16 protein-coding genes are annotated in these 20,471 nt (G+C 73.7%); 8 read left to right on the top strand and 8 right to left on the bottom strand.

The genetic code is table 11. From position 1 onward, the window contains the following. The first annotated feature begins 17 nt into the window (after positions 1-17). On the top strand, positions 18-1,523 hold the full coding sequence (locus tag Q0795_RS01700; RefSeq protein ID WP_298885711.1) for a sensor histidine kinase: 1,506 nt from the start codon (positions 18-20) through the stop codon (positions 1,521-1,523). A 47-nt stretch (positions 1,524-1,570) separates the two neighbouring features. Here the strand turns inward: Q0795_RS01700 and Q0795_RS01695 are convergent, their stop codons facing one another. Continuing rightward, complete coding sequence (locus tag Q0795_RS01695) at positions 1,571-1,819, bottom strand: WhiB family transcriptional regulator (protein WP_010148753.1); 249 nt, start codon at positions 1,817-1,819, stop codon at positions 1,571-1,573. Between the two features lie 366 nt (positions 1,820-2,185). Between Q0795_RS01695 and Q0795_RS01690 the strand changes: the two genes are divergently transcribed. Then, on the top strand, positions 2,186-3,394 hold the full coding sequence (locus Q0795_RS01690; RefSeq protein ID WP_298885709.1) for an amidohydrolase: 1,209 nt from the start codon (positions 2,186-2,188) through the stop codon (positions 3,392-3,394). A gap of 277 nt (positions 3,395-3,671) precedes the next feature. On the opposite strand, the gene Q0795_RS01685 is transcribed toward Q0795_RS01690, so the two are convergent. The 4 genes from Q0795_RS01685 to Q0795_RS01670 all read right to left on the bottom strand — a co-directional run bounded on the left by Q0795_RS01685 (position 3,672) and on the right by Q0795_RS01670 (position 8,563). Further along, positions 3,672-4,457, bottom strand: coding sequence for a (2Fe-2S)-binding protein (locus Q0795_RS01685; protein ID WP_298885707.1), 786 nt, complete (start codon positions 4,455-4,457; stop codon positions 3,672-3,674). A gap of 130 nt (positions 4,458-4,587) precedes the next feature. Then, positions 4,588-7,248: a pyruvate, phosphate dikinase gene (ppdK, locus tag Q0795_RS01680; protein ID WP_298885705.1), complete on the bottom strand. Its 2,661-nt coding sequence runs from the start codon at positions 7,246-7,248 to the stop codon at positions 4,588-4,590. 62 nt (positions 7,249-7,310) lie between these two features. Beyond that, positions 7,311-8,165, bottom strand: a complete 855-nt coding sequence (locus tag Q0795_RS01675) for a pyruvate, water dikinase regulatory protein (RefSeq protein WP_298885703.1) — start codon at positions 8,163-8,165, stop codon at positions 7,311-7,313. A 47-nt stretch (positions 8,166-8,212) separates the two neighbouring features. After that, positions 8,213-8,563, bottom strand: a complete 351-nt coding sequence (locus Q0795_RS01670; RefSeq protein ID WP_298885701.1) for a DUF4282 domain-containing protein — start codon at positions 8,561-8,563, stop codon at positions 8,213-8,215. Between the two features lie 60 nt (positions 8,564-8,623). Here Q0795_RS01670 and miaA point away from each other — a divergent pair, with 60 nt between their 5' ends. Then, positions 8,624-9,580, top strand: a complete 957-nt coding sequence (gene miaA, locus Q0795_RS01665) for a tRNA (adenosine(37)-N6)-dimethylallyltransferase MiaA (RefSeq protein ID WP_298885699.1) — start codon at positions 8,624-8,626, stop codon at positions 9,578-9,580. Between the two features lie 5 nt (positions 9,581-9,585). Beyond that, positions 9,586-10,815: a cation:proton antiporter gene (locus Q0795_RS01660; protein ID WP_298885698.1), complete on the top strand. Its 1,230-nt coding sequence runs from the start codon at positions 9,586-9,588 to the stop codon at positions 10,813-10,815. Here Q0795_RS01660 and Q0795_RS01655 read toward each other — a convergent pair. After that, complete coding sequence (locus Q0795_RS01655; protein ID WP_298885696.1) at positions 10,795-11,442, bottom strand: methyltransferase; 648 nt, start codon at positions 11,440-11,442, stop codon at positions 10,795-10,797. The genes Q0795_RS01660 and Q0795_RS01655 overlap by 21 nt on opposite strands. A gap of 128 nt (positions 11,443-11,570) precedes the next feature. Between Q0795_RS01655 and hflX the strand changes: the two genes are divergently transcribed. Next, the gene (gene hflX / locus Q0795_RS01650; protein WP_298885694.1) at positions 11,571-13,121 is read left to right on the top strand and encodes a GTPase HflX; all 1,551 of its coding nucleotides are present in this window, start codon (positions 11,571-11,573) and stop codon (positions 13,119-13,121) included. 30 nt (positions 13,122-13,151) lie between these two features. Here the strand turns inward: hflX and Q0795_RS01645 are convergent, their stop codons facing one another. Continuing rightward, a complete protein-coding gene (locus Q0795_RS01645; protein WP_298885692.1) occupies positions 13,152-13,847 on the bottom strand; it encodes an SDR family NAD(P)-dependent oxidoreductase in 696 nt (231 codons plus the stop codon). 80 nt (positions 13,848-13,927) lie between these two features. On the opposite strand from Q0795_RS01645, the gene Q0795_RS01640 reads away from it, so the two are divergent. Next, a complete protein-coding gene (locus tag Q0795_RS01640) occupies positions 13,928-16,603 on the top strand; it encodes a glucosidase (RefSeq protein WP_298885690.1) in 2,676 nt (891 codons plus the stop codon). Between the two features lie 15 nt (positions 16,604-16,618). Here the strand turns inward: Q0795_RS01640 and Q0795_RS01635 are convergent, their stop codons facing one another. After that, positions 16,619-17,197, bottom strand: a complete 579-nt coding sequence (locus Q0795_RS01635) for a DinB family protein (protein ID WP_298885688.1) — start codon at positions 17,195-17,197, stop codon at positions 16,619-16,621. 29 nt (positions 17,198-17,226) lie between these two features. Between Q0795_RS01635 and fdhD the strand changes: the two genes are divergently transcribed. After that, positions 17,227-18,087, top strand: coding sequence for a formate dehydrogenase accessory sulfurtransferase FdhD (fdhD, locus tag Q0795_RS01630; protein ID WP_298885686.1), 861 nt, complete (start codon positions 17,227-17,229; stop codon positions 18,085-18,087). A 153-nt stretch (positions 18,088-18,240) separates the two neighbouring features. After that, positions 18,241-20,469, top strand: a complete 2,229-nt coding sequence (locus Q0795_RS01625) for an ATP-dependent DNA helicase (RefSeq protein ID WP_298885684.1) — start codon at positions 18,241-18,243, stop codon at positions 20,467-20,469. Positions 20,470-20,471 lie beyond the last annotated feature (2 nt).

Genomic DNA, 20,471 nt, shown 5'->3' with positions numbered 1-20,471 from the left:
TTTGCGACAATCGCCTCGTGGCTGTTCTGCGGGAGACCCTGTCGCGCTCCTCGATGTCGGGTGCCGACATCGACTGGGTGCACCGCCTCGTCGGCGACTGGCAGATGCTGGCGGACCTGGCGTTCGCCGACCTGACGCTCTGGCTCCCGGTCCAGCGCGACGACGTCGCCGACCCGCATCTGTCGCCGTGGTTCCTGGCCGCCCACGCGCGGCCCTCCACCGGGCCGAACTTCTACCACGACGACGTCATCGGTGAGGCCCCGGGAGCGGCGCGCGAGCGCCTGCTGACGCAGGTGATGGAGACCGGCCGCTCCTCGACCCCCGACGAGGTGGGCTACGTCCGGGAGCAGTACGTCCCGGTCGTGCGCACCGGCCGCCCCATCGCGGTGCTCATCAGGCATACCGACCTGCAGAACATGCGTCAGCAGGGGGGCCTGGAGGTCAACTACCTCCAGATCAGCCAACAGCTGTTCTCCATGATCGCCGAGGGTGCCTTCCCCATGGACCACGTGGCGACCGGGGTGGGCCGGGGCACGCCCCGGGTCGGGGACGGTGTGCTGCGGCTCACGGCCGACGGGCTCATCGACTACGCCAGCCCCAACGCCGTGTCGGCGCTGCGCCGGCTCGGGCACACCGATCACGTGGGCGGCGCGGACCTCGCCCAGATCGTCTCGACGCGGCTGACCCCTGGGGCGACGGTGGACGAGACGGTGCCGCTGGTCCTCACCGGCCGGGCACCGTGGGGGACCGAGATCGAGACCTCCTCGGTCAACCTCACCCTGCGCTCGGTGCCGCTCACCCACGGAGGGCGGCGGGTGGGCGCGCTGCTGCTCATGCGCGACGTCAGCGAGATCCGTCGGCGCGAGCGTGAGCTGCTGAGCAAGGAGGCCACGATCCGGGAGATCCACCACCGGGTCAAGAACAACCTGCAGACCGTGGCCGCCCTCCTGCGGCTGCAGTCCCGGCGGCTCGACGACCCCAAGGCGCAGGAGGCGCTGGCGGAGGCGGGGCGGCGCCTGTCCACGGTCGCGCTGGTGCACGACACGCTGAGCCAGGCGTTCTCCGAGCGGGTCGACTTCGACGACGTGGCCACGCGCATCCTGCGGGCCACCGTGGAGGTCGCCTCCACGCAGGCGGTGGTGGAGACCGAGCTGGACGGGTCCTTCGGCCTGCTGCCGCCGGACGACGCCACGCACCTGGCGATGGTCCTGGCCGAGCTCGTCCACAACGCGGTCGAGCACGGGTTCGAGGAGGGGGAGCGCCCCGCCACGGCGTCTCGGGTCGTGGTGAGCGCCGCGCGCACGCGGGACGAGCAGGGGACCGACGTGCTGGAGGTGAGCGTCGCGGACAACGGGCGGGGCTACGCCCCCGAGGCCAGCGCCCGGCAGGGAGCAGGCCTGGGCACGCAGATCGTCGAGGCCCTCATCAGCGACCTGCGCGGACAGATCGGCTGGGAGACGACGGAGCCGCACGGGACCGTCGTGCGGTTCACCGTGCGGCTGCGGGGCTCCGCCACCGGTTGAGGGTCACGGCCTCCTCCGGTGACGGAGTGCTCAGGGGTGGTCGGGGGTCAGCTCGCTCGTCGCGCGCGCGCCTTGCGCCGCTTGAGCGCCCGGCGTTCGTCCTCGGACAGCCCGCCCCACACACCGGCGTCCTGCCCAGTCTCCAGCGCCCACTTGAGGCAGGTGTCGATCACCGGGCAGGTGCGGCAGACGGCCTTGGCCTCCTCGATCTGCTGCAGCGCCGGACCGGTGTTGCCGATCGGGAAGAAGAGCTCGGGGTCCTCTTCCAGGCACGCCGCGCGGTTGCGCCAGTCCATCAGTGTCTGCTCCTTGGTCTGCGCCCGTTCAAGGGCGTCCTCTCGTCGTCGCCCACGTCCGGGGTCCAGGGGTGTCCGGCGGGCGACGACACCTCTTTGTTCCGTCTGCGTGAGCGGTGCCGGATCAGGGTATGGCGCCGCTGTCTCTGCTTGGGCCAACGCCAGGCCCAAGGACAGTGTTCCCGATCTTCCCATCGCGACACGCCGTAGCACAAGGGTGAACCGCCGACCGTGCCGCGTGAGCCGGTGAGGGATCAGTCACACCCGTCCCACGACGAGGGGGCCGCAGCGGGGGTGCAGCGGGGGCCACCGGGGCCGCTGCGTAGGGTGGGAACGATCCGGATCCGTCGCTCTGAAGGAGTTCCTGTGCCCAGTCCCCGACCGTCCCTGGCCATCGTCGGTGCCCGTGTCGTCCCGGTCGAGGGCGAGGTGATCGAGGACGGAACGGTGCTGGTCCGCGAGGGACGCATCGCCGCCCTGGGGCCACGTGCCCAGGTCGACGTCCCGGACGACATGGAGGTCGTCGACGCGGCAGGCTCCTGGCTGCTCCCCGGTCTCGTCGACGCCCACGTGCACCTCGGCGTGTGGGAGGAGGGGGAAGGCTGGGCCGGCCTGGACGGCAACGAGACCACCGACCCGGTCATGGCCGCCGCCCGGGCCATCGACGCCATCAACCCGCGCGAGCAGGGCTTCGACGACGCCCTCGGGGCGGGGGTCACCACGGTCAACGTCAACCCCGGGTCGGCGAACCCGATCGGGGGCCAGGCGGTGGCCCTCAAGACCTACGGCCGCTACGTCGACGAGATGGTGCTGCGCAACCCCAGCGGCATCAAGGCCGCGCTCGGGGAGAACCCCAAGCGCGTCTACGGCGAGCAGAAGAAGACCCCGGCCACCCGGCTCGGCGTCGCCCTGGTGCTGCGCAAGGCCTTCGCCGCCGCCCGGTCCTACCAGGCGAAGGTCGCGGCGGCCGGGGACACCCCGGTCGAGGCGGACCTCGTCAGCGAGGCCCTCGTCAAGGTCCTCGAGCGCGAGATCCCCTGGCGGCAGCACTGCCACCGGGCGGACGACATCGCCACCGCGATCCGGCTCGCCGAGGAGTTCGGCTACCGGCTCGTGCTGGACCACGGGACTGAGGCATACCTCGTCGCGGACCTCGTCGCCGAACGCGACATCCCGGTGCTCTACGGCCCCATGATCGTCAGCCGCTCCAAGGTCGAGGTGCGCCACCGGAGCCCGAAGGCGCCCGGGATCCTCGACCGGGCCGGCGTCCAGGTGTCGATCATCACCGACCACCCGGTGGTGCCCATCGACCACCTCATCACCCAGGTTGCGCTCGCCGTGCGCGAGGGCATGGACCGGGACGCCGCGCTGCGCGCCGTGACCGTCAACCCGGCCCGGGTCCTGGGCGTCGAGGACCGGGTCGGCTCGCTCGTCGTGGGCAAGGACGCCGACCTGGCCCTGTGGTCCGGGGACTGGCTCGACCTGCAGTCCCGGGTGCTGAGGACGTGGATCGACGGGGTCGAGGTCTACGCCTACGACCAGCAGAGCGGCACCGGCACCGTCCGCCCCCGCTGAACCGTCCGCCCCCGCTGACCGGGGCCCCGCCGCCCGGATGGGCCGGGGCTCGGTGGCCGCACCTCCAGGTGCAGACGCGTCCAGGCCCCGGTGCTCGTTCCCCAGACTTCCGTGCGCCCTCGGTGGGAAGTCTGTGCAGGGGATCGCAGCCTGAGCACGTCATCGGCACCCTGTGCATGCCGTCTACCGCATGCACAGGGTGCCGTAGGCATGCACAGGGTCCCGTGGGCGTGCACAGGGTCCCAAGGCAGGCACAGCCGGGCCCCGGCGGCCCCGGTCAGTGGCCGGGTGTGACGAGGTGGGCGTGGGTGGGGGCCCGGACGCAGTCGGGGCACAGCCCGTGACCGGGTATGCGGTCGAACAGGCAGCAGCCGGCGCGCAGGAAGGCCTCGTCCGCCCGCTCCATGGGTCCGCCGGTCCCGGGCGGCAGGCCCGCCCGGGACCGGGTGGCGCCACCGGGGGCCAGCCCGGGCGCGGTCAGCACCAGGCGCACCACCGCCCAGGCGGTGGCCGCGGCCCCGGGCCTGGCCGTGGCCAGCACCCGCGCCGCCCCGACGAGGCTGGAGGCGGCGTTGCTCAGCAGCACCCGGGGTGGGACGCGACCCACCCGGGAGCACGCCGCGTCCAGGTCCGCCAGGCTGCCGTCCACGACGGTGCGGGCGAGCTCGGCGGCGGTCTCGCGCGGTCCGGACACGGTGCACCACGGCGTCCCCTCCGCCAGGGCCAGCGGCACGTCCCCGCGGTGGCCGGGGGAGCCGAGCAGGTGGCGCGAGCGCAGGTCGGGCACCGCTCCGTGCAGCACCGCGGCCGCCAGGCCCACCGACCACAGGCGCGAGGCGAGACCGACCTGCAGAGCCGACATCGCCACCTTGCCGTCGACGTCGGCCGGGTCCTGACCGGTGCCCTGCGCCAACGCACGCCGCACCTGGTCGAGTCGCGCCGCCAACGGCGCATCCCCCAGCAGCTCGTCGAAGGGGACGGCGTCGGTGCCCGTCGCGTCGGTGAGCACGAAGAACCCGCCGAGCCGTGCCAGGTCGGCCCGCACGTCCTGCGACCGACTCATCGCTCGCCCCCACCCGCGCGGCCGGGCTCCCGTGGGGATGCCCGTTCCCATGCCCGGGTCGCGGCACGAGGCGGGTCGAGGGGCGACCGCTCGCCGGGCCACGGTCGGGCGGCGCAGCCGGGTGCCCGGGTCAGGACGGGTCCCGCTGCGCCAGCACCGCCCGGGCCGCGGCGAACCGCGCGATGGGGACGCGGTAGGGGGAGCAGGAGACGTAGCTCAGCCCGAGCTCCTCGAACAGTCCGATGGAGGCGGGGTCGCCCCCGTGCTCCCCGCACACGCCCAGCTTGAGGTCGGGCTTGGTCGCCCGCCCGCCCTCGGCGCCGAGCCGGACCAGGCCCCCGACCCCGTCCCGGTCGATCGACTCGAACGGGTTGTGCGGGATGACCTCCTCGGAGACGTAGGCGGAGAGGAAGCCGCCCTCGGCGTCGTCCCGGGAGATGCCGATCCCGGTCTGGGTCAGGTCGTTGGTGCCGAAGGAGAAGAAGTCGGCGTGCTGCGCGATCTGGTCGGCCACCACGGCGGCGCGGGGCAGCTCGATCATCGTGCCGATCGTGACGTCGAGCTCGGCGCCGGCGCTCTCCAGCTCCTCGGCGACCGCGCGCTCGACGACGGCGCGCTGCGCCTGCAGCTCGGAGGCGTAGGCCACCAGCGGGACCATGATCTCCACGCCGGCCGTCTGGCCCTCGCGCTCGCGGACCGCCAGGGCCGCGCGGATGATGGCCCGGGTCTGCATCTCGGGGATCTCCGGGTAGAGCATGGCCAGCCGGCAGCCGCGGGTGCCGAGCATGGGGTTCTGCTCGTGCAGGCGCTTGACCTGGCCCAGCAGGGTCCGGGCCGTGGTCAGCTCCCCGGCGTCGCCGCCGGTGAGCTCCAGGCGCTGCACCAGCAACGACTGCTCGACGAGGTCGGGGAGGAACTCGTGCAGCGGAGGGTCCAGGAGCCGGACGGTGACCGGCAGCCCCCGCATGGCGGTGAAGATCGCCTCGAAGTCCTCCTGCTGCATGGGCAGGATGGTCTCCAGCGCCGCAGCGCGGTCCTCCTCGGTCTCGGCCAGGATCATCCGTCGGACGGCCGGCAACCGGTCGGCCGCCATGAACATGTGCTCGGTGCGGCACAGGCCGATCCCCTCGGCCCCCAGCTCGCGCGCCTTGGCGGCGTCCTCGCCGGTGTCGGCGTTGGCCCGCACCCCCAGTCGGCGTACCTCGTCGGCCCAGGTGACGATGGCCTCGAAGTCCTCGTTGATCTGCGGGGGCACCAGCTCGAGGGCCTCGCCGTAGACCTCCCCGGTCGAGCCGTCGAGGGTGATGAGGTCGCCCTCGGAGAAGGTGTGCTCACCGATGGTGAGGGTGCGGTCGGCGGTGTTGATGCGGATGCCGCTCGCCCCGGCGACGCAGGGCTTGCCCATGCCACGTGCGACGACCGCCGCGTGCGACGTCATACCTCCGTGGGCGGTGAGCACCCCCTGGGCGACGATGACGCCGTGGATGTCGTCCGGCGTCGTCTCGTAGCGGACGAGGACGACCGGCTCCCCGGCCCCGCCGCGGGCGGCCGCGGTGTCGGCGTCGAAGACGACCTCGCCCACGGCGGCGCCGGGGGAGGCCGGCAGCCCCTTGGTCACCGGGCTGCGGCCGTGCTCGGGGTCGATGGCGGGGTGCAGGAGCTGGTCCAGCTGGCCGGGCTCGACGCGCTGCAGCGCCTCCTCCTGGGTGAGGACCCCCTCCCGGACGAGGTCGCGGGCCACCCGGAGCGCGGCGGCCGCGGTCCGCTTGCCGTTCCTGGTCTGCAGCAGGTAGAGCGTGCCCTCCTCGACGGTGAACTCGATGTCCTGCATGTCCTTGTAGTGCGACTCGAGGTCGTGCATGGTCTGGACGAGCTGGGAGTATGCCTCCGGCAGCACCGTCTCCATCTCGGCGAGCGGCTTGGGGGTGCGGATCCCGGCGACGACGTCCTCGCCCTGCGCGTTGACGAGGAACTCGCCGTACAGCTCCTGCGCGCCGGTGGACGGGTTGCGGGTGAAGCAGACCCCCGTCGCGGAGGTGTCGCCCCGGTTGCCGAAGACCATCTGCATGACGTTGACGGCCGTCCCCAGGTCGTCGGGGATGCCGTTGGCCCGGCGGTAGACGCGGGCGCGCGGGGTGTCCCAAGAGTTGAAGACGGCCGAGATCGCCCCGCGCAGCTGGTCACGGGGGTCGGTCGGCAGGTCGCGGCCCAGCTCGCGGCGGGAGACCTCGAGGTAGGTCTGCACCAGCTCCTGGAGGTCCTCGGTGCTGAGGTCGGTGTCCTGCTCCACGCCCCGGCGGGCCTTGAGCGAGGTCAGCTCGTCCTCGTAGGCGTGCGGCGCGACCCCCTCGACGACCTCGCCGTACATCTGCAGGAAGCGGCGGTAGGAGTCCCACGCGAAGCGCGGGTTGTCGGACTCGGCGCCCAGGGCCTCGACGGTGTCCGCGCCGATACCGAGGTTGAGGATGGTGTCCATCATCCCGGGCATGGAGACCACGGCGCCGGAGCGGACGGAGAGCAGCAGCGGCCGCTCGCCCCCCAGGGTGCGTCCCGTGCGCTCCTCCAGCCGCGCGAGCGAGGCGAGCACGTCCTCCCACAGGCCCTGTGGCCACTCGCCGCCGGCCTCGGTCGTGGCGATGCAGGCCGCGGTGCTCACGGTGAACCCGTCGGGGACGGGGATGCCGAGGCGCTTCATCTCCGCCAGGTTGGCACCCTTGCCGCCCAGGAGTCCGCGCATCTGCGCGTTGCCCTCGGACATGTCGTAGAGGTAGGTCTGTGTCTCTCCGGCCATCTCTGCGCTCCTCGCGGTAGGGGCGGGGCCCCGTCGCCCCGTGCCGTCCTGTGGGACGGAGCCTACCGGGAGAACGAGGAGCCGCCGGAGGCCGCCTCACGGCGCCGCTGCACCACCTCGATGACCCTCCCGGCCGCCTCCTCCAGGGCCAGGTCCGTGGTCTCGATGACCGGGCAGCCGAGGCTGCGCTGCAGCTGGGCGACCTCGTCGAGCTCGTCGAAGATCTTCACCAGGTCGGTGTAGCCGTCGCGGTGGTTCTGGGGGCTGCCCATGGCCCGCACCCGCCGACCGCGGATCTGCTGCAGCCGCTCAGGGTCGATGGTGAGGCCGACGATCTTCCACCGCTGCACCTCCTGCAGCTGCTGCGGCGGGGCGATGCCGGGGACCAGCGGGATGTTGGCGGTGCGGTAGCCGAGGTAGCCGAGGTACATCGACAGCGGCGTCTTGCCGGTGCGGCTCACCCCGATGAGCACGATGTCGGCCTCCCGCAGGTGGTTGGACAGGTTGCCGTCGTCGTTGGCGATGGCGAACTCCATCGCGGCGACCCGCTTGAAGTAGTCCTCACCGACCCCGACGGGGCGCACCACCCGCTCCGGCGCCTGGCCGGTGACGGCGGACAGGGCGGTGACCGCCGGCTCGAGGAGGTCGGCGTGCGGCAGCCCCTGCTCCTCGCACAGCTGGGTCACCCGGACGCGCAGGGCCTCGTCCATCACGGTGGAGAACACGACGGTGCGGACCTGCTCGGGCCGCATCCGGGCGAAGGAGTCGTGCAGGCCGTCCAGCGAGGACTGCCGGGGGTGCCGGATGATGCGCACGTCGTGGTCGGCGTACTGGGCGGCGGCCGCGCGGGCCACGCGGGCGGCGGTGTCGCCGGTGGAGTCGGCGATGATGTGCAGCTCGACCGGGGGGCTCGACATGCTGATGAGGGTATGCCCTGACGTCGTCGCCGGCGTCGCGACGGTCCTCAGAGCCGACCGCGGTGGTGCACGTCCTCCGAGAGCCGGATGACGGCGTAGTAGAGCTCCAGGCTCATGCGCACGAACGCCAGGTAGACCAGCCCGATGACCGGGGAGGCGAGCAGGAGGAACAGGCCCACGACGACGCTGGCGCCCCCGTCGAACATCGTGACCAGGCCGCTGATCGCGAGGCCGATCGTCAGGAGGGCGACCAGCACGGTCGCGATGACGTAGACGATCTTGACGATGCTGGGGGTGATGAAGGTGTCGAAGTTGAAGTCGAAGAGCGCCTTGAGCCCTGCCGGGGCGGCCGTGCGCTGGGGCTGGTCGGGGTTGCCGTAGGGCTGCTGTGAGGTCATACGCACCACGGTAGTACCATCCCGCCCCTCGCGTCACGCACCAGATGTCACACTTCGCGTATGCAGCCCGCCGCCCCCGCCGTCGACGTCGCCGCATCCCGCCACCCGGTCGTGGCGGTGGTGGGGCCGACGGCGACCGGCAAGTCCGACCTGGGGGTGCAGCTCGCGCTCGCGCTGGACGGGGAGGTCGTCGGGGCGGACGCCGCGCAGCTCTACCGGGGGATGGACATCGGGACCGCCAAGCTCACGACGGCGCAGCGACGGGGGGTGCCGCACCACCAGCTCGACGTGCTCGACGTGCGCGAGGAGGCCAGCCTCGCGGCCTACCAGCAGGCGGCCCGGGCGGACGTCACGGCGATCCGGTCCCGGGGCCGCGTCCCGGTCGTGGTCGGCGGGTCCGGGCTCTACGTCCGGGCGCTGCTCGACCGGCTGGAGATCCCGCCCACCGACCCCGAGGTCAGGGCCCGGTGGGAGGGCGAGCTGGCGGAGCGCGGCGTCGAGGCGCTGCACGAGGAGCTGGCGCGACGGGATCCCGACGCGGCAGCCCGGATCGAGCGTCGCAACGGACGACGGGTCGTGCGGGCGCTGGAGGTCGTCGAGCTGACCGGGCGGCCCTTCAGCGCGACCCTGCCGACCCGCGACCTGCTCGAGCCCACCGTCCTGCTGGGGCTGCGGGCCGACCGCGAGGTGCTGGACCGGCGGATCGCCGACCGGGCGGCGCGGATGTGGGCCGACGGGCTGCTGGCGGAGGTCCGCGGGCTCGAGGCGGCGGGGCTGCGCGCGGGCCGCACGGCCTCGCGGGCGGTGGGCTACGCCCAGGCGCTGCGCCAGCTCGACGGCGAGCTCGGGGAGCAGGAGGCGGTCGAGGACACGGCGGCCGCGACCCGTCGCCTGGCCCGGCGTCAGCAGTCGTGGTTCGGCCCCGACCCCCGGGTCGTCTGGCTGGACCACGACGACCCGGCCCTGCTCGAGCGCGCGCTCGGCGTGGTCGCGCGTGCCGCCGGCACGGCAGGATGAGCGCCATGGAGCTGGTCCCGCTCGCCGCCCCCTCGGCGTCCCCCACCTCGGACTCGGCGCTGCTGTCGATGTTCTGGATCGGCTGCGTCCTCGTGATCTCACCGGTCGTGGTGCGGGCCTCGCGCGGGCTGCTGCCGGACGTCGTGGTGCTCCTGGCCCTGGGCTGCCTCATCGGGCCGAGCGTGCTGGCGCTCGCGGAGGTCGGGTCCGGGGTCGGGCTGGTGCGCGAGCTCGGCCTGGGGCTGCTCTTCCTGCTCGCCGGCACCGAGATCGACCCGGCCACGCTGCGGGCCCGTCAGGGACGGCAGGCGGCGCTCACGTGGCTGCTGTGCCTCGTGCTGGCCCTGGGCCTGGCCTGGGCGCTGGTCCCGGACGAGAGCCTGGCCGCCGCGACCGTGCTGGCCATCGCGGTCACCTCCACCGCGCTGGGCACCCTGCTGCCGATCCTCAAGGACCGCGGCCAGCTGGACTCCCCGCTCGGGACGGCGGTGCTCACGCACGGGGCCGTGGGCGAGCTCCTGCCGGTCGTGGCCATGGCCCTGCTCCTCTCGACCCGGTCGACCTGGGTGTCGGCGGGTGTCCTGCTGGCCTTCTTCGCGGTCGCCGCGCTCGTGGCGGTCGTCCCGCACCGCGTGGTGATGCGGGTCCCGGGCATCCGGGCGGCCCTGGTGGAGGGCGCCGACACCACGGCCCAGACGGCCATCCGGGTGACCTTCTGGTTGCTGCTGACGCTCATGGCCGCGGCCAGCGTCTTCGAGCTCGACGTCGTGCTCGGGGCCTTCGCCGCCGGTTTCATCATCCGGGCCGTCCGTCCCCGCGGTTTCGAGGCCTACGAGGAGCGTCTGGAGGGCGCCGCCTACGGCTTCTTCGTGCCGGTGTTCTTCGTCACCTCCGGCATGAACGTCGACGTCGCGGCGGTCGTCGCGCAGCCGCTCCTGCTGCTGGTCCTGGTCCTCATGATCCTGGCGCTGCGCGGCCTCCCCGTCTGGCTGCGTGAGCGGTTCACCCGGACCGGCTCCGGGCTCACCGACCCGGCCGACCGGCGGCGGCTGGCGCTCTACGCGGCGACCGGGCTGCCCATCATCGTGGCGGTCACCGAGCTCGGCGTCTCCCGCGAGCTCATCCCCGGCGAGGTCGCGGCGGTGCTCGTCGCCGCCGGCGCCGTCACGGTGCTCGTCTTCCCGTTCCTCGCCCGCCCCGCCGCGAGCAGGCGCTCAGCCCCGGCCGACGCGTAGCACCCGGAAGCCCTTGCTGCTGGCCTCGCGGCTCACCCGCACCGGCCCCATGGCACCCGGCAGGGTCGAGATCAGCCACGTCTGCAGGGAGTCGGCACCGAGGTTCTTCTGGACGACGAGGTATGCCGCCGCCTCCTCCTGGTCCGACAGCCGGGGCAGCCAGGTGAGGAGCAGGTCGTGCAGCGCCTGCTTGCCGACGCGGATCGGAGGGTTGGACCAGACCAGGTCGAAGCGCACGTCCGGGTCGACGTCCTCCGGCCGGGTCACCAGCACGTCTGCGCGGTCCAGCAGCTCGGCGTTGCGCCGGGCGAGGTCGAGCGCCCGCTCGTTGACGTCCACCGCATGCACCCGGGCGCCGGGGGACTCCAGGGCCAGCGTCAGCGCGAGCGGTCCCCAGCCGCACCCCAGGTCGAGGAACCTCCCGTGCGCCGGGGGTGGCGGCGCGTGCTCGAGCAGGACCCGGGTCCCCCTGTCGATGCTGTCGGGCGAGAAGATGCCGGCTGCGGTCACCAGCTCGTGCTCGCGGCCGGCCAGCCGCACCCTCAGGGGACGCAGCGCGTCCGCGGAGGCGGGCCGCGCGGAGAAGTAGTGGTCGGCCGGCTGCTGGGGGCTGTCGTCCGTGCTCATCGGCGGTCAGTCTCCCACGGCGGCCGGGCCGGCCGAGGCAACAAATCGGTGGCCCGCGGCGTTGACCTGGTGAGAGGCTGGCGGGGAGCCGGCCGCAGGCATACCGTCTGCACGACCTGAAGGAGATTATGACCGCACCACGCACCGACCCGACCGGCACCGAGGGCGGCCGCCTGCTCGACCGCCGCGCCGAGGCCCTGATCGACGACGACGCGATCGACCTGCGCGAGGGGGACTGGGGCAGCTGGGGTGAGACGCCCGAGGGCGCGGACCCGGACGAGCGCGGGGACCTGGACCGGGACGGCGACCAGCTGGACCGGGAGGAGCGCGCCGCGCTGCGCCGCGTCGCCGGTCTGTCCACCGAGCTCGAGGACGTCACCGAGGTCGAGTACCGCCAGCTGCGCCTGGAGCGCGTCGTCCTCGCCAGCGTCTGGGAGGACAACGGCCAGACCACCCTCGAGGACGCCGAGAACTCGCTGCGCGAGCTCGCCGCGCTGGCCGAGACCGCGGGGTCGACCGTGCTCGACGGGGTCATCCAGCGTCGGCAGAAGCCGGACCCGGCGACCTACCTGGGCAGCGGCAAGGCCGCCCAGCTGCGCGAGATCGTGGCCGCCGAGGGGGCCGACACCGTCGTCTGCGACGGCGAGCTCGGCCCGTCCCAGCGGCGCGCGCTGGAGGACGTCGTCAAGGTCAAGGTCATCGACCGCACCGCGCTCATCCTCGACATCTTCGCCCAGCACGCCAAGAGCCGCGAGGGCCGTGCCCAGGTGGAGCTCGCGCAGCTGCAGTACCTCCTTCCGCGCCTGCGTGGCTGGGGCGAGTCGATGTCGCGGCAGGCCGGTGGCCGGGTCGCCGGGGGTGAGGGCATCGGCTCCCGCGGCCCCGGTGAGACCAAGATCGAGCTCGACCGCCGCCGGATCAACACCCGCATCTCCCGGCTGCGCCGGGAGATCACCGGGATGAAGACGGTCCGCGACACCAAGCGCTCCTCGCGTCGGGCCCACCGGGTCCCGAGCGTGGCGATCGTCGGCTACACCAACGCCGGCAAGTCCTCGCTGCTCAACCGCCTCACGGGTGCGGGCGTCCTCGTCCAGAACCAGCTCTTCGCCACCCTGGACCCCACGGTCCGGCGCACCGAGAGCGAGGACGGGCGCGGCTACACCCTCTCCGACACCGTCGGGTTCGTGAAGCGGCTGCCGCACCAGCTGGTCGAGGCCTTCCGCTCCACGCTGGAGGAGGCCGCGGACGCCGACGTGCTGCTGCACGTCGTCGACGGCTCGCACCCGGACCCGGAGGGCCAGGTGGACGCCGTGCACGCCGTCCTCGCGGAGATCGACGACGGCGCCGCCCTGAACATCCCCGAGGTCGTCGCGGTCAACAAGGCCGACCTCGCCGACCCCGAGGTCGTGGACCGGCTGCGCCGGGCCTACCCGCGGGTGGTCGTCGTCTCGGCGAAGACCGGGGACGGTGTCACCGAGCTGCTCGAGGCGGTCGAGGCCGCACTGCCGCGCCCGGAGATCCTCGTGGACGTGCTGCTGCCCTACGACCGGGGCGACCTCGTCGCCCGGCTGCACGACGAGGGCGAGATCCTCACCGAGGAGCACACCGCCGAGGGCACCCGGGTGGAGGCCAAGGTCGACCCCGACCTGCACGGCCAGCTGAGCGGCTACGCGGTCTGAGGGCGCGTCCCGCGTTGCCCCGAGGTGCGGTCAGCCGCCGGAGCTGAACCTGTCGGAGGCGAGATCGGTCTCGCCGTCGGCGATGGCCCGCACGATCAGGTCGGCCACCACGCCGGGTTCCAGGCCCTGGGGCAGCCGCGGGGCCTGCCCGTGGATGGCCCGGTCGACCAGGCCGGTCTCGGTGTGCGGCGGGCGGACGTCGAGCACCTGCACCTTGGCCCGCCGCAGCTCGCCGGCGAGGGCGCGGTCCAGCGCCGTGAGGGCGGCCTTGCTCGCCGAGTAGGCGCCCATGCCCGCCATCGGGCGCTCGGCCAGGACCGCGCTGAGGTTGACCACGAAGCCCTGCGACTCCTGCAGCAGCGGCAGCAGCCGGCGCAGCAGGAAGGCCGGCCCGATGACGTTGGTCGCGAAGACCTCCTCGATGACCTCGTCGGGGGTGTCCACGAGGGACCCGAACGCGGCGACCCCGGCGGCGTTGACGACGCCGTCCAGACCGCCGAGGTGCTCCCGCGCGGCGTCGGCGACGAGGTCGCCGGCCCCCGCGTCGACGAGGTCCGCCACGACGACCGGCGCGTCCGGGCCGCCGTCGCGCAGGCGCTGCTCGTCGCGGCCGACGAGCAGCAGACGGGCTCCCTGGTCGGCGAGCTGGTGGGCGATGCGCGACCCGAGGGCGCCACTGGCACCCACGACGGCGACGCGCAGGTCGGCGAGGTCTCGCTGCGGCATACCCCCACGCTAGACGGGCCCGACCCCGGCGTCGCGTCGGCAGGTCGTCGGGACGCCGCGCGGTGTGCCACGCTTCGGTCGTGAGCACCGCAGAGCACGACCGCCTCGCCGACTCCGACGACGCGCGCGCCGCCTGGCGCCGGTGGGGCCCCTACGTCTCGGCCCGGCAGTGGGGCACCGTGCGCGAGGACTACAGCGCCGACGGGGACGCCTGGGCGTCCTTCCCCTTCGACCACAGCCACCTGCGGGCCTATCGCTGGGGCGAGGACGGGCTGGCCGGCGTCTGCGACGTCGACGGCTTCCTCAACCTCGGCCTGGCGCTGTGGAACGGGCAGGACGACCGGCTCAAGGAGCGGCTCTTCGGGCTCACCAACCCGCAGGGCAACCACGGGGAGGACGTCAAGGAGTACTGGTGGGCGCTGGAGGGCACCCCGACCCACAGCTACGCGTCCTGGCTCTACCGCTACCCGCAGGCCGCCTTCCCCTACGAGGAGCTCGTGCGGGTCAACGGGGAGCGTGGGGTGGCCGAGGAGGAGTACGAGCTCGCCGACACCGGGGTGCTCGAGCAGGACCGCTTCTTCGACGTGCAGGTCACCCACGCCAAGGCCGGCCCGGGCGATCTGTGCGTCGAGGTCACCGCGACCAACCACGGGCCGGACGCCGCGCCGCTGCACCTGGTGCCGCAGCTGTGGTTCCGCAACACGTGGTCGTGGGGGCTGGACGACCGCCGCCCCCGGCTGTGGGCCGGCGACGGCGGCGAGGGGTATGCCGTCGTGCTGGCCGAGCACCACGAGCTCGGTCGGGTGCAGCTCACCGCGGAGGGCGGTGCCGGGGCGGAGGGGGTGGCGCCGACCCTCGTCTTCTGCGACAACGAGACCCAGCTGGCCACGCTCTACGGCCCGGACGCCGTCCCCGACGGGGCGAGCGCCTACCCCAAGGACGCGGTGGACCGCGCCGTCGTCCACGGACAGGGGGACGCGGGCAACCCGGACCGCACCGGCACCAAGGTGGGGCTGTGGTGGGACCTGGGCGAGGTCGGCCCCGGCGGGAGCGTCACGGTGCGGCTGCGGCTGAGCGAGGCCGACAGTGGGGCGTCGCGGGCCACCTCCTTCGACGACGTCCTGGCCGCCCGGGCCGAGGAGTGCGAGGAGTTCTACGCCGCGGTCGTCCCCGCGGGCACCAGCGAGCAGGACGTGCTCATCGCGCGCCGCGCCTTCGCCGGGCTGCAGTGGGGCAAGCAGCTCTACCTCTACGACGTCCCGCGCTGGATCGAGGGAGACCCGGGCCAGCCGCCCCCGCCGCCGGGACGGCATACCCGGCAGACCGGGCGCAACACCCGCTGGCGGCACGTCAACCTCGCCGAGGTCATCTCGATGCCGGACGAGTGGGAGTACCCCTGGTTCGCCACCTGGGACCTGGCCTTCCACTGCGTCGCGCTCGCGCACGTCGACCCGTTCTTCGCCAAGTGGCAGCTGCTGCTCATGTGCCGCGAGTGGGTGATGAACCCCAACGGCCAGCTCGCGGCCTACGAGTGGAACTTCTCCGACGTCAACCCTCCGGTGCACCCGTGGGCGGCCTGGCAGGTCTACAGCATCGACGGCGGGCAGGACCGCGACTTCCTCGAGCGCATCGTGCTCAAGATGCTGCTCAACTTCCCGTGGTGGGTGAACCGCAAGGACTCCGAGGGCTCGGACGTCTTCGAGGGCGGCTTCCTCGGGATGGACAACGTCGGGCTCTTCGACCGCAGCGAGGCACTGCCGGGCGGGCAGCGGCTGGAGCAGGCGGACGCGACCGCGTGGATGGGGATGTTCTGCCTCAAGATGCTGCGGATGTCGGCCGAGCTGGCCCGGCACGACCCGGCCTGGGACGAGGTCTCGACCAAGTTCCTCGTGCACTTCCTGTCGATCGCGCAGGCGCTGGACGACTTCGGCACCCACCACACCTCGCTGTGGGACGCCGAGGACGAGTTCTTCCACGACGTGCTCGTCGACGAGGACGGCACCGCGCACCGGATGCCGGTCCGCTCCATGGTCGGGCTGCTGCCGCTCGCCGGGATCTCCCTCGTGCCCGACTGGGTGGCGACCGAGCTGCCCGACCTCACCGACTTCTTCCAGGGGTGGACCGAGCGGCGCCCCGAGCTGGCGGACGCGCTCATCCACACCAACCACCGGGGGGATGCCCGGCGCACCCTCTCGCTGGTGTCCCGCGACCAGTGGTCGGCGCTGCTGGCGCCGTTGCTCGACGAGGCGGAGTTCCTCTCCCCGCACGGCATCCGGTCGCTGTCGGCGGCGCACCGCGACGGGGTGGGTGCGCACGTCGACGGCACCGACCTGTCGCTGCGCTACGTGCCGGGGGAGTCCGACTCCGGGATGTTCGGCGGCAACTCCAACTGGCGCGGGCCGGTCTGGATGCCGGTCAACGCCCTGCTGCTGGACGCGCTGCGGATCTACGGTCGCGGCGCGGGTGCCGGGGTGGAGGTGGAGTACCCCACCGGGTCCGGCCGGACGACGGGGATGCCGCAGGTCGCCCACGAGATCGAGGAGCGGCTGGTCTCGCTCTTCCGGCCAGGGCCCGACGGGCGCCGCCCCGGTACCCCGCGCCACCACCCGCACGGGCCGCTGTGGGACGCGCACCCGACGTTCAGCGAGTACTTCCACGGTGACGACGGACGCGGTCTCGGCGCCTCGCACCAGACCGGCTGGACCGCCCTGGTGGCGCACTTCATCTGCGCGCCGGACGGCATTCCGAACCGGTAGGGCGGCGGGCGCTCCTCAGCGGAAGCGGTCGGCGGCCTGCTGGACCCGCGCGACGTGGGCGGCCCAGTCCGTGTCCTCGGCGAGGTTGAGCAGGTCGGGCCGCGCACCGATCCGTCCGTCGAGTCCCTCGCGGAGGATGTCGAGCTGGCCGGCGTGCCGGTGCGTCTCCGTGGTGAGGTGGACCAGCAGCGTGTGCAGGGTGGGGTGGCGGCGCTCCGCCGGCCACCACGGAACCGTCCCGGTCGCGTCCCGGCCGAGCTGCGCCACCGTCTGGTCCGACCAGGCCGCCGCGCGACGGTAGAGGTCGAGGACCTCCTCGAGACTCTGGTCCGGGTCGGCCACGAGGTCGGCGTCCGGGTCGGTCGCGGGGTCGTCGAGGTCCCAGGGCTCGGGCTCGGGGAAGGGGCGCCCGAGGCACGCCCCCAGGTAGCCGCAGTCCACCCAGGTCAGGTGCGTGACGACTCCCAGCATGCTCGTGCCGGTGGGGGTGAGGGGCCGGCGCGCGTCGTGCTCGCCCAGCCCCTCGACCTTCCACACCACCGAGTCCCGCCCCGCCTGCAGGTAGCGCAGCAGGGTGTCCGTGGCCTCGTCCATCCCTCGAACGTAGGGGATACCGTGCAGGTATGGCGAGGGTCACCCAGCGACGGCGCGTGCGCCGCCTCACTGCCGAGGGTGCCGTGCGCGAGCGGGCCGACCTGCTCGCCGGGGAGGAGCCGCTGGAGATCCGGGTGGGCGGCCGGTCCTTCTCGGTGACGATGCGGACCCCGGGGGACGACTTCGACCTGGCGGTCGGCTTCCTCCACGGGGAGGGTGTCGTGTCGTCCTGGGACGACGTGGGCCAGATCGACTACCGCTCCGGGATCGGGTCGGACGGTCTGCGGGACTACAACGTCGTCGACGTGCGGCTCGCCGAGGGCGTCGCACCCCCCGACCCGTCCCTGGAGCGGCACGTCTACACCTCCTCCTCCTGCGGGGTCTGCGGCACCGCCTCCATCGAGTCGGTGCGCCGCACGAGCAGCTACGACCTGGGCGCCGACCGGGCGCGCCTGCCCCTGGCCGACCTGCTGGCTCTGCCCGACCGGCTCCGCGAGGGCCAGGCCGTCTTCGACCGCACGGGCGGGGTGCACGCGGCCGGGCTCTTCGTGCCGCGCACGGACGGCCCCGGTCTGCACCTGGCGTGCCTGCGCGAGGACGTGGGGCGGCACAACGCGGTCGACAAGGTGGTGGGCTGGGCGCTGCGGGAGCGGGGTATGCCGCTGCCCGGCGCGGTCCTGCAGGTCTCCGGGCGGGCCTCCTTCGAGCTCGTGCAGAAGGCGGCGCTGGCCGGCATACCGGTCCTGTCCGCCGTCTCCGCGCCGTCCTCCCTGGCGGTGGAGCTGGCCGAGGAGGCCGGCCTCACGCTCATCGGCTTCAACCGGGGCCGCAGCCTCAACGTCTACACCGGCGGCGAGCGCGTCGTGACCGTCGAGGCCACCGAGACCTGAGCAGAGAAACCGCCCTGCGGCAGCGGTGCCTCCGGGTGGACGCCGCGTGCCGTGGGGAGAGCATCGACCGCCAGGACCGGGCTGTCGACGGCGGGCCTGGCCCGGCTGTGGACGGCGTCCCCGCGGGCGGGGGCCACGGCATACCCTGAGGTCATGCCACCGACCGCCGAGCTCGAGGACCTCATCGCGGCAGCCGTCGGCGGGGTCGGGGGCAGCGAGCGCCCCGGCCAGCTGCAGATGGCGCAGGCGGTCGAGCGGGCCGTCGAGCGCGAGGAGCACCTGCTCGTCCAGGCCGGGACGGGCACCGGCAAGTCCCTGGCCTACCTCGTGCCGGCGATCGCGCACGCCGTCCGGACCGGCAAGCCCGCCGTCGTCGCCACCGCCACGCTCGCGCTGCAGGCCCAGATCGTCGACCGCGACCTGCCGCGGATCTCGCAGGCCCTGGCCCCGCTGCTGGGGCGACGGCCGACGTTCGCGCTGGTCAAGGGCCGGTCCAACTACCTGTGCCAGCACAAGCTCGTCGGTGGCTTCCCGGACGACGACGAGGACGCCCTGCTGGCCATGGGTCAGGTGGACCGCGAGCGCTCCCGGCTCGGCGACGAGGTGGGTCGGCTGCGGGAGTGGGCCGAGCTCACCGAGTCCGGGGACCGCGACGAGCTCGTGCCCGGCGTGAGCAACCGCGCCTGGCGGCAGGTCTCGGTCACCTCGCACGAGTGCCTGGGGAGCCGGTGCCCCGTCGTGGCCGACTGCTTCGTCGAGCGCTCCCGGGAGGCCGCGGGCGAGGTCGACGTCATCGTCACCAACCACAGCTTCATGGCGATCGACGCCTTCGAGGGGCGGTTCATGCTGCCCGAGCACGACCTGCTCGTCGTCGACGAGGCCCACGAGCTCACCGACCGGGTCACCTCCACCATCACCGACGAGCTGACCGCCTCGACGGTCTCGGTGGCCTCGCGGCGGGCGGGCAAGGGCGAGGCCGCCGAGCGCCTGGCCGAGACGACCGAGCTGCTCGAGGCCGCGCTGGCCGACCTGCCCGAGGGCAAGCTCGCGGCGCTGCCGGACCGGCTGGTGACCGCGCTGCAGCTCGTCCGGGACGCCGCCCGCGCCACCCTCAGCGAGATCCGGCCGGAGAAGGGTGCCGAGGCCGACGGGTCCACCCAGGTGGCGATGGCCGCGGTCCAGGACGTCTTCGACACCAGCGAGCGGGTCCTCGGCGAGGCCGAGCTCGACGTCGTGTGGATCACCCACGACCAGCGGCGCGGCGGGGTCCTGCGGGTCGCGCCGATGAGCGTGGCGATGATGGTGCGCGACAAGATCTTCCAGGAGCGCACCGTCGTCCTCACCTCGGCGACGCTGGAGCTGGGCGGCACCTTCGACGCCGTCGCGGGCACCATCGGGCTGCGTGGCCCCGGCGCCCCGGCCTGGGAGGGCCTGGACGTCGGCTCCCCCTTCGACTACCCCGCCCAGGCCATCGCCTACGTCGCGGCGCACCTGCCGCCGCCGGGGCGCGACGGTGCCGGCCCGGCGGTCTTCGACGAGATGGAGCAGCTGCTCCGGGCGGCCGGGGGGCGCACGCTGGGGCTGTTCAGCTCGCGGCGGGCCGCCGAGGCGGCGGCCGAGGAGATGCGCAGCCGGTTGTCCGACACGGGCATCACCATCCGCTGCCAGGGCGACGACCAGCTCCCGACCCTGGTGCGCGAGTTCGCCTCCGACCCGGCGGCCTGCCTGTTCGGCACGCTCTCGCTGTGGCAGGGCGTGGACGTCCCCGGCTCGGCCTGCCAGCTCGTCCTCGTCGACCGCATCCCCTTCCCGCGACCCGACGACCCGCTGACCTCGGCCCGCACCGAGGCGATCGGCCGGATGGGCGGCAACGGGTTCATGGCGGTCTCGGCCACGCACGCGGCGCTGCGCCTCGCCCAGGGTGCGGGACGGCTCATCCGCCGGGGGGACGACCGCGGCGTCGTCGCCTTCCTGGACTCGAGGATGATCAGCGCGAGGTATGCCGGGTTCCTCCAGCGCTCCTTGCCCCCCTTCTGGCCCACCACCGACACCGCGCTCGTGCTGGGGGCGCTGCGGCGGCTGGACGAGACCGCGCCGGACCCGGTGCCGGTCGCCGAGCCCGGGGCCCGGGGTCTCGGCGGGGCCCCGCTCGTGGAGGCCGCCGGGGCGGTGCCGGTGGCGCGCTCGCCCCGCACCGCGGTGACCGGGGGACACGCCTGGACCGACGAGCAGGACGAGGAGCTGCGCGACGGCGTCGAGTCGGGTGTGGGCCTCACCGAGCTGGCCGACCACCTGGGCCTGGCGCCCGACCTGGTCACCGCCCGGCTCACCCAGCTCGGTCTGGAGCTGGAGGAGGCCGGGGAGGCGACCAGGTCGGCCTAGCC

This window comes from uncultured Serinicoccus sp. (assembly GCF_947487915.1).
Lineage (GTDB): Bacteria > Actinomycetota > Actinomycetes > Actinomycetales > Dermatophilaceae > Ornithinicoccus.
The sequence above is the reverse complement of the archived record's forward strand: the minus strand, read 5'-3'. Positions and strand labels throughout refer to the sequence as shown.

What these genes read in the sequence shown, in the direction of transcription:
- miaA (WP_298885699.1), top strand. Translation starts at nt 8,624, where the DNA reads ATGCAGCCCGCCGCCCCCGCCGTCGACGTCGCCGCATCCCGCCACCCG.
- ppdK (WP_298885705.1), bottom strand. Translation starts at nt 7,248, where the DNA reads ATGGCCGGAGAGACACAGACCTACCTCTACGACATGTCCGAGGGCAAC.
- Q0795_RS01655 (WP_298885696.1), bottom strand. Translation starts at nt 11,442, where the DNA reads ATGAGCACGGACGACAGCCCCCAGCAGCCGGCCGACCACTACTTCTCC.
- Q0795_RS01675 (WP_298885703.1), bottom strand. Translation starts at nt 8,165, where the DNA reads ATGTCGAGCCCCCCGGTCGAGCTGCACATCATCGCCGACTCCACCGGC.
- fdhD (WP_298885686.1), top strand. Translation starts at nt 17,227, where the DNA reads ATGGCGAGGGTCACCCAGCGACGGCGCGTGCGCCGCCTCACTGCCGAG.
- Q0795_RS01645 (WP_298885692.1), bottom strand. Translation starts at nt 13,847, where the DNA reads ATGCCGCAGCGAGACCTCGCCGACCTGCGCGTCGCCGTCGTGGGTGCC.
- Q0795_RS01635 (WP_298885688.1), bottom strand. Translation starts at nt 17,197, where the DNA reads ATGGACGAGGCCACGGACACCCTGCTGCGCTACCTGCAGGCGGGGCGG.
- Q0795_RS01625 (WP_298885684.1), top strand. Translation starts at nt 18,241, where the DNA reads ATGCCACCGACCGCCGAGCTCGAGGACCTCATCGCGGCAGCCGTCGGC.
- Q0795_RS01695 (WP_010148753.1), bottom strand. Translation starts at nt 1,819, where the DNA reads ATGGACTGGCGCAACCGCGCGGCGTGCCTGGAAGAGGACCCCGAGCTC.
- Q0795_RS01670 (WP_298885701.1), bottom strand. Translation starts at nt 8,563, where the DNA reads ATGACCTCACAGCAGCCCTACGGCAACCCCGACCAGCCCCAGCGCACG.
- Q0795_RS01660 (WP_298885698.1), top strand. Translation starts at nt 9,586, where the DNA reads ATGGAGCTGGTCCCGCTCGCCGCCCCCTCGGCGTCCCCCACCTCGGAC.
- Q0795_RS01685 (WP_298885707.1), bottom strand. Translation starts at nt 4,457, where the DNA reads ATGAGTCGGTCGCAGGACGTGCGGGCCGACCTGGCACGGCTCGGCGGG.
- hflX (WP_298885694.1), top strand. Translation starts at nt 11,571, where the DNA reads ATGACCGCACCACGCACCGACCCGACCGGCACCGAGGGCGGCCGCCTG.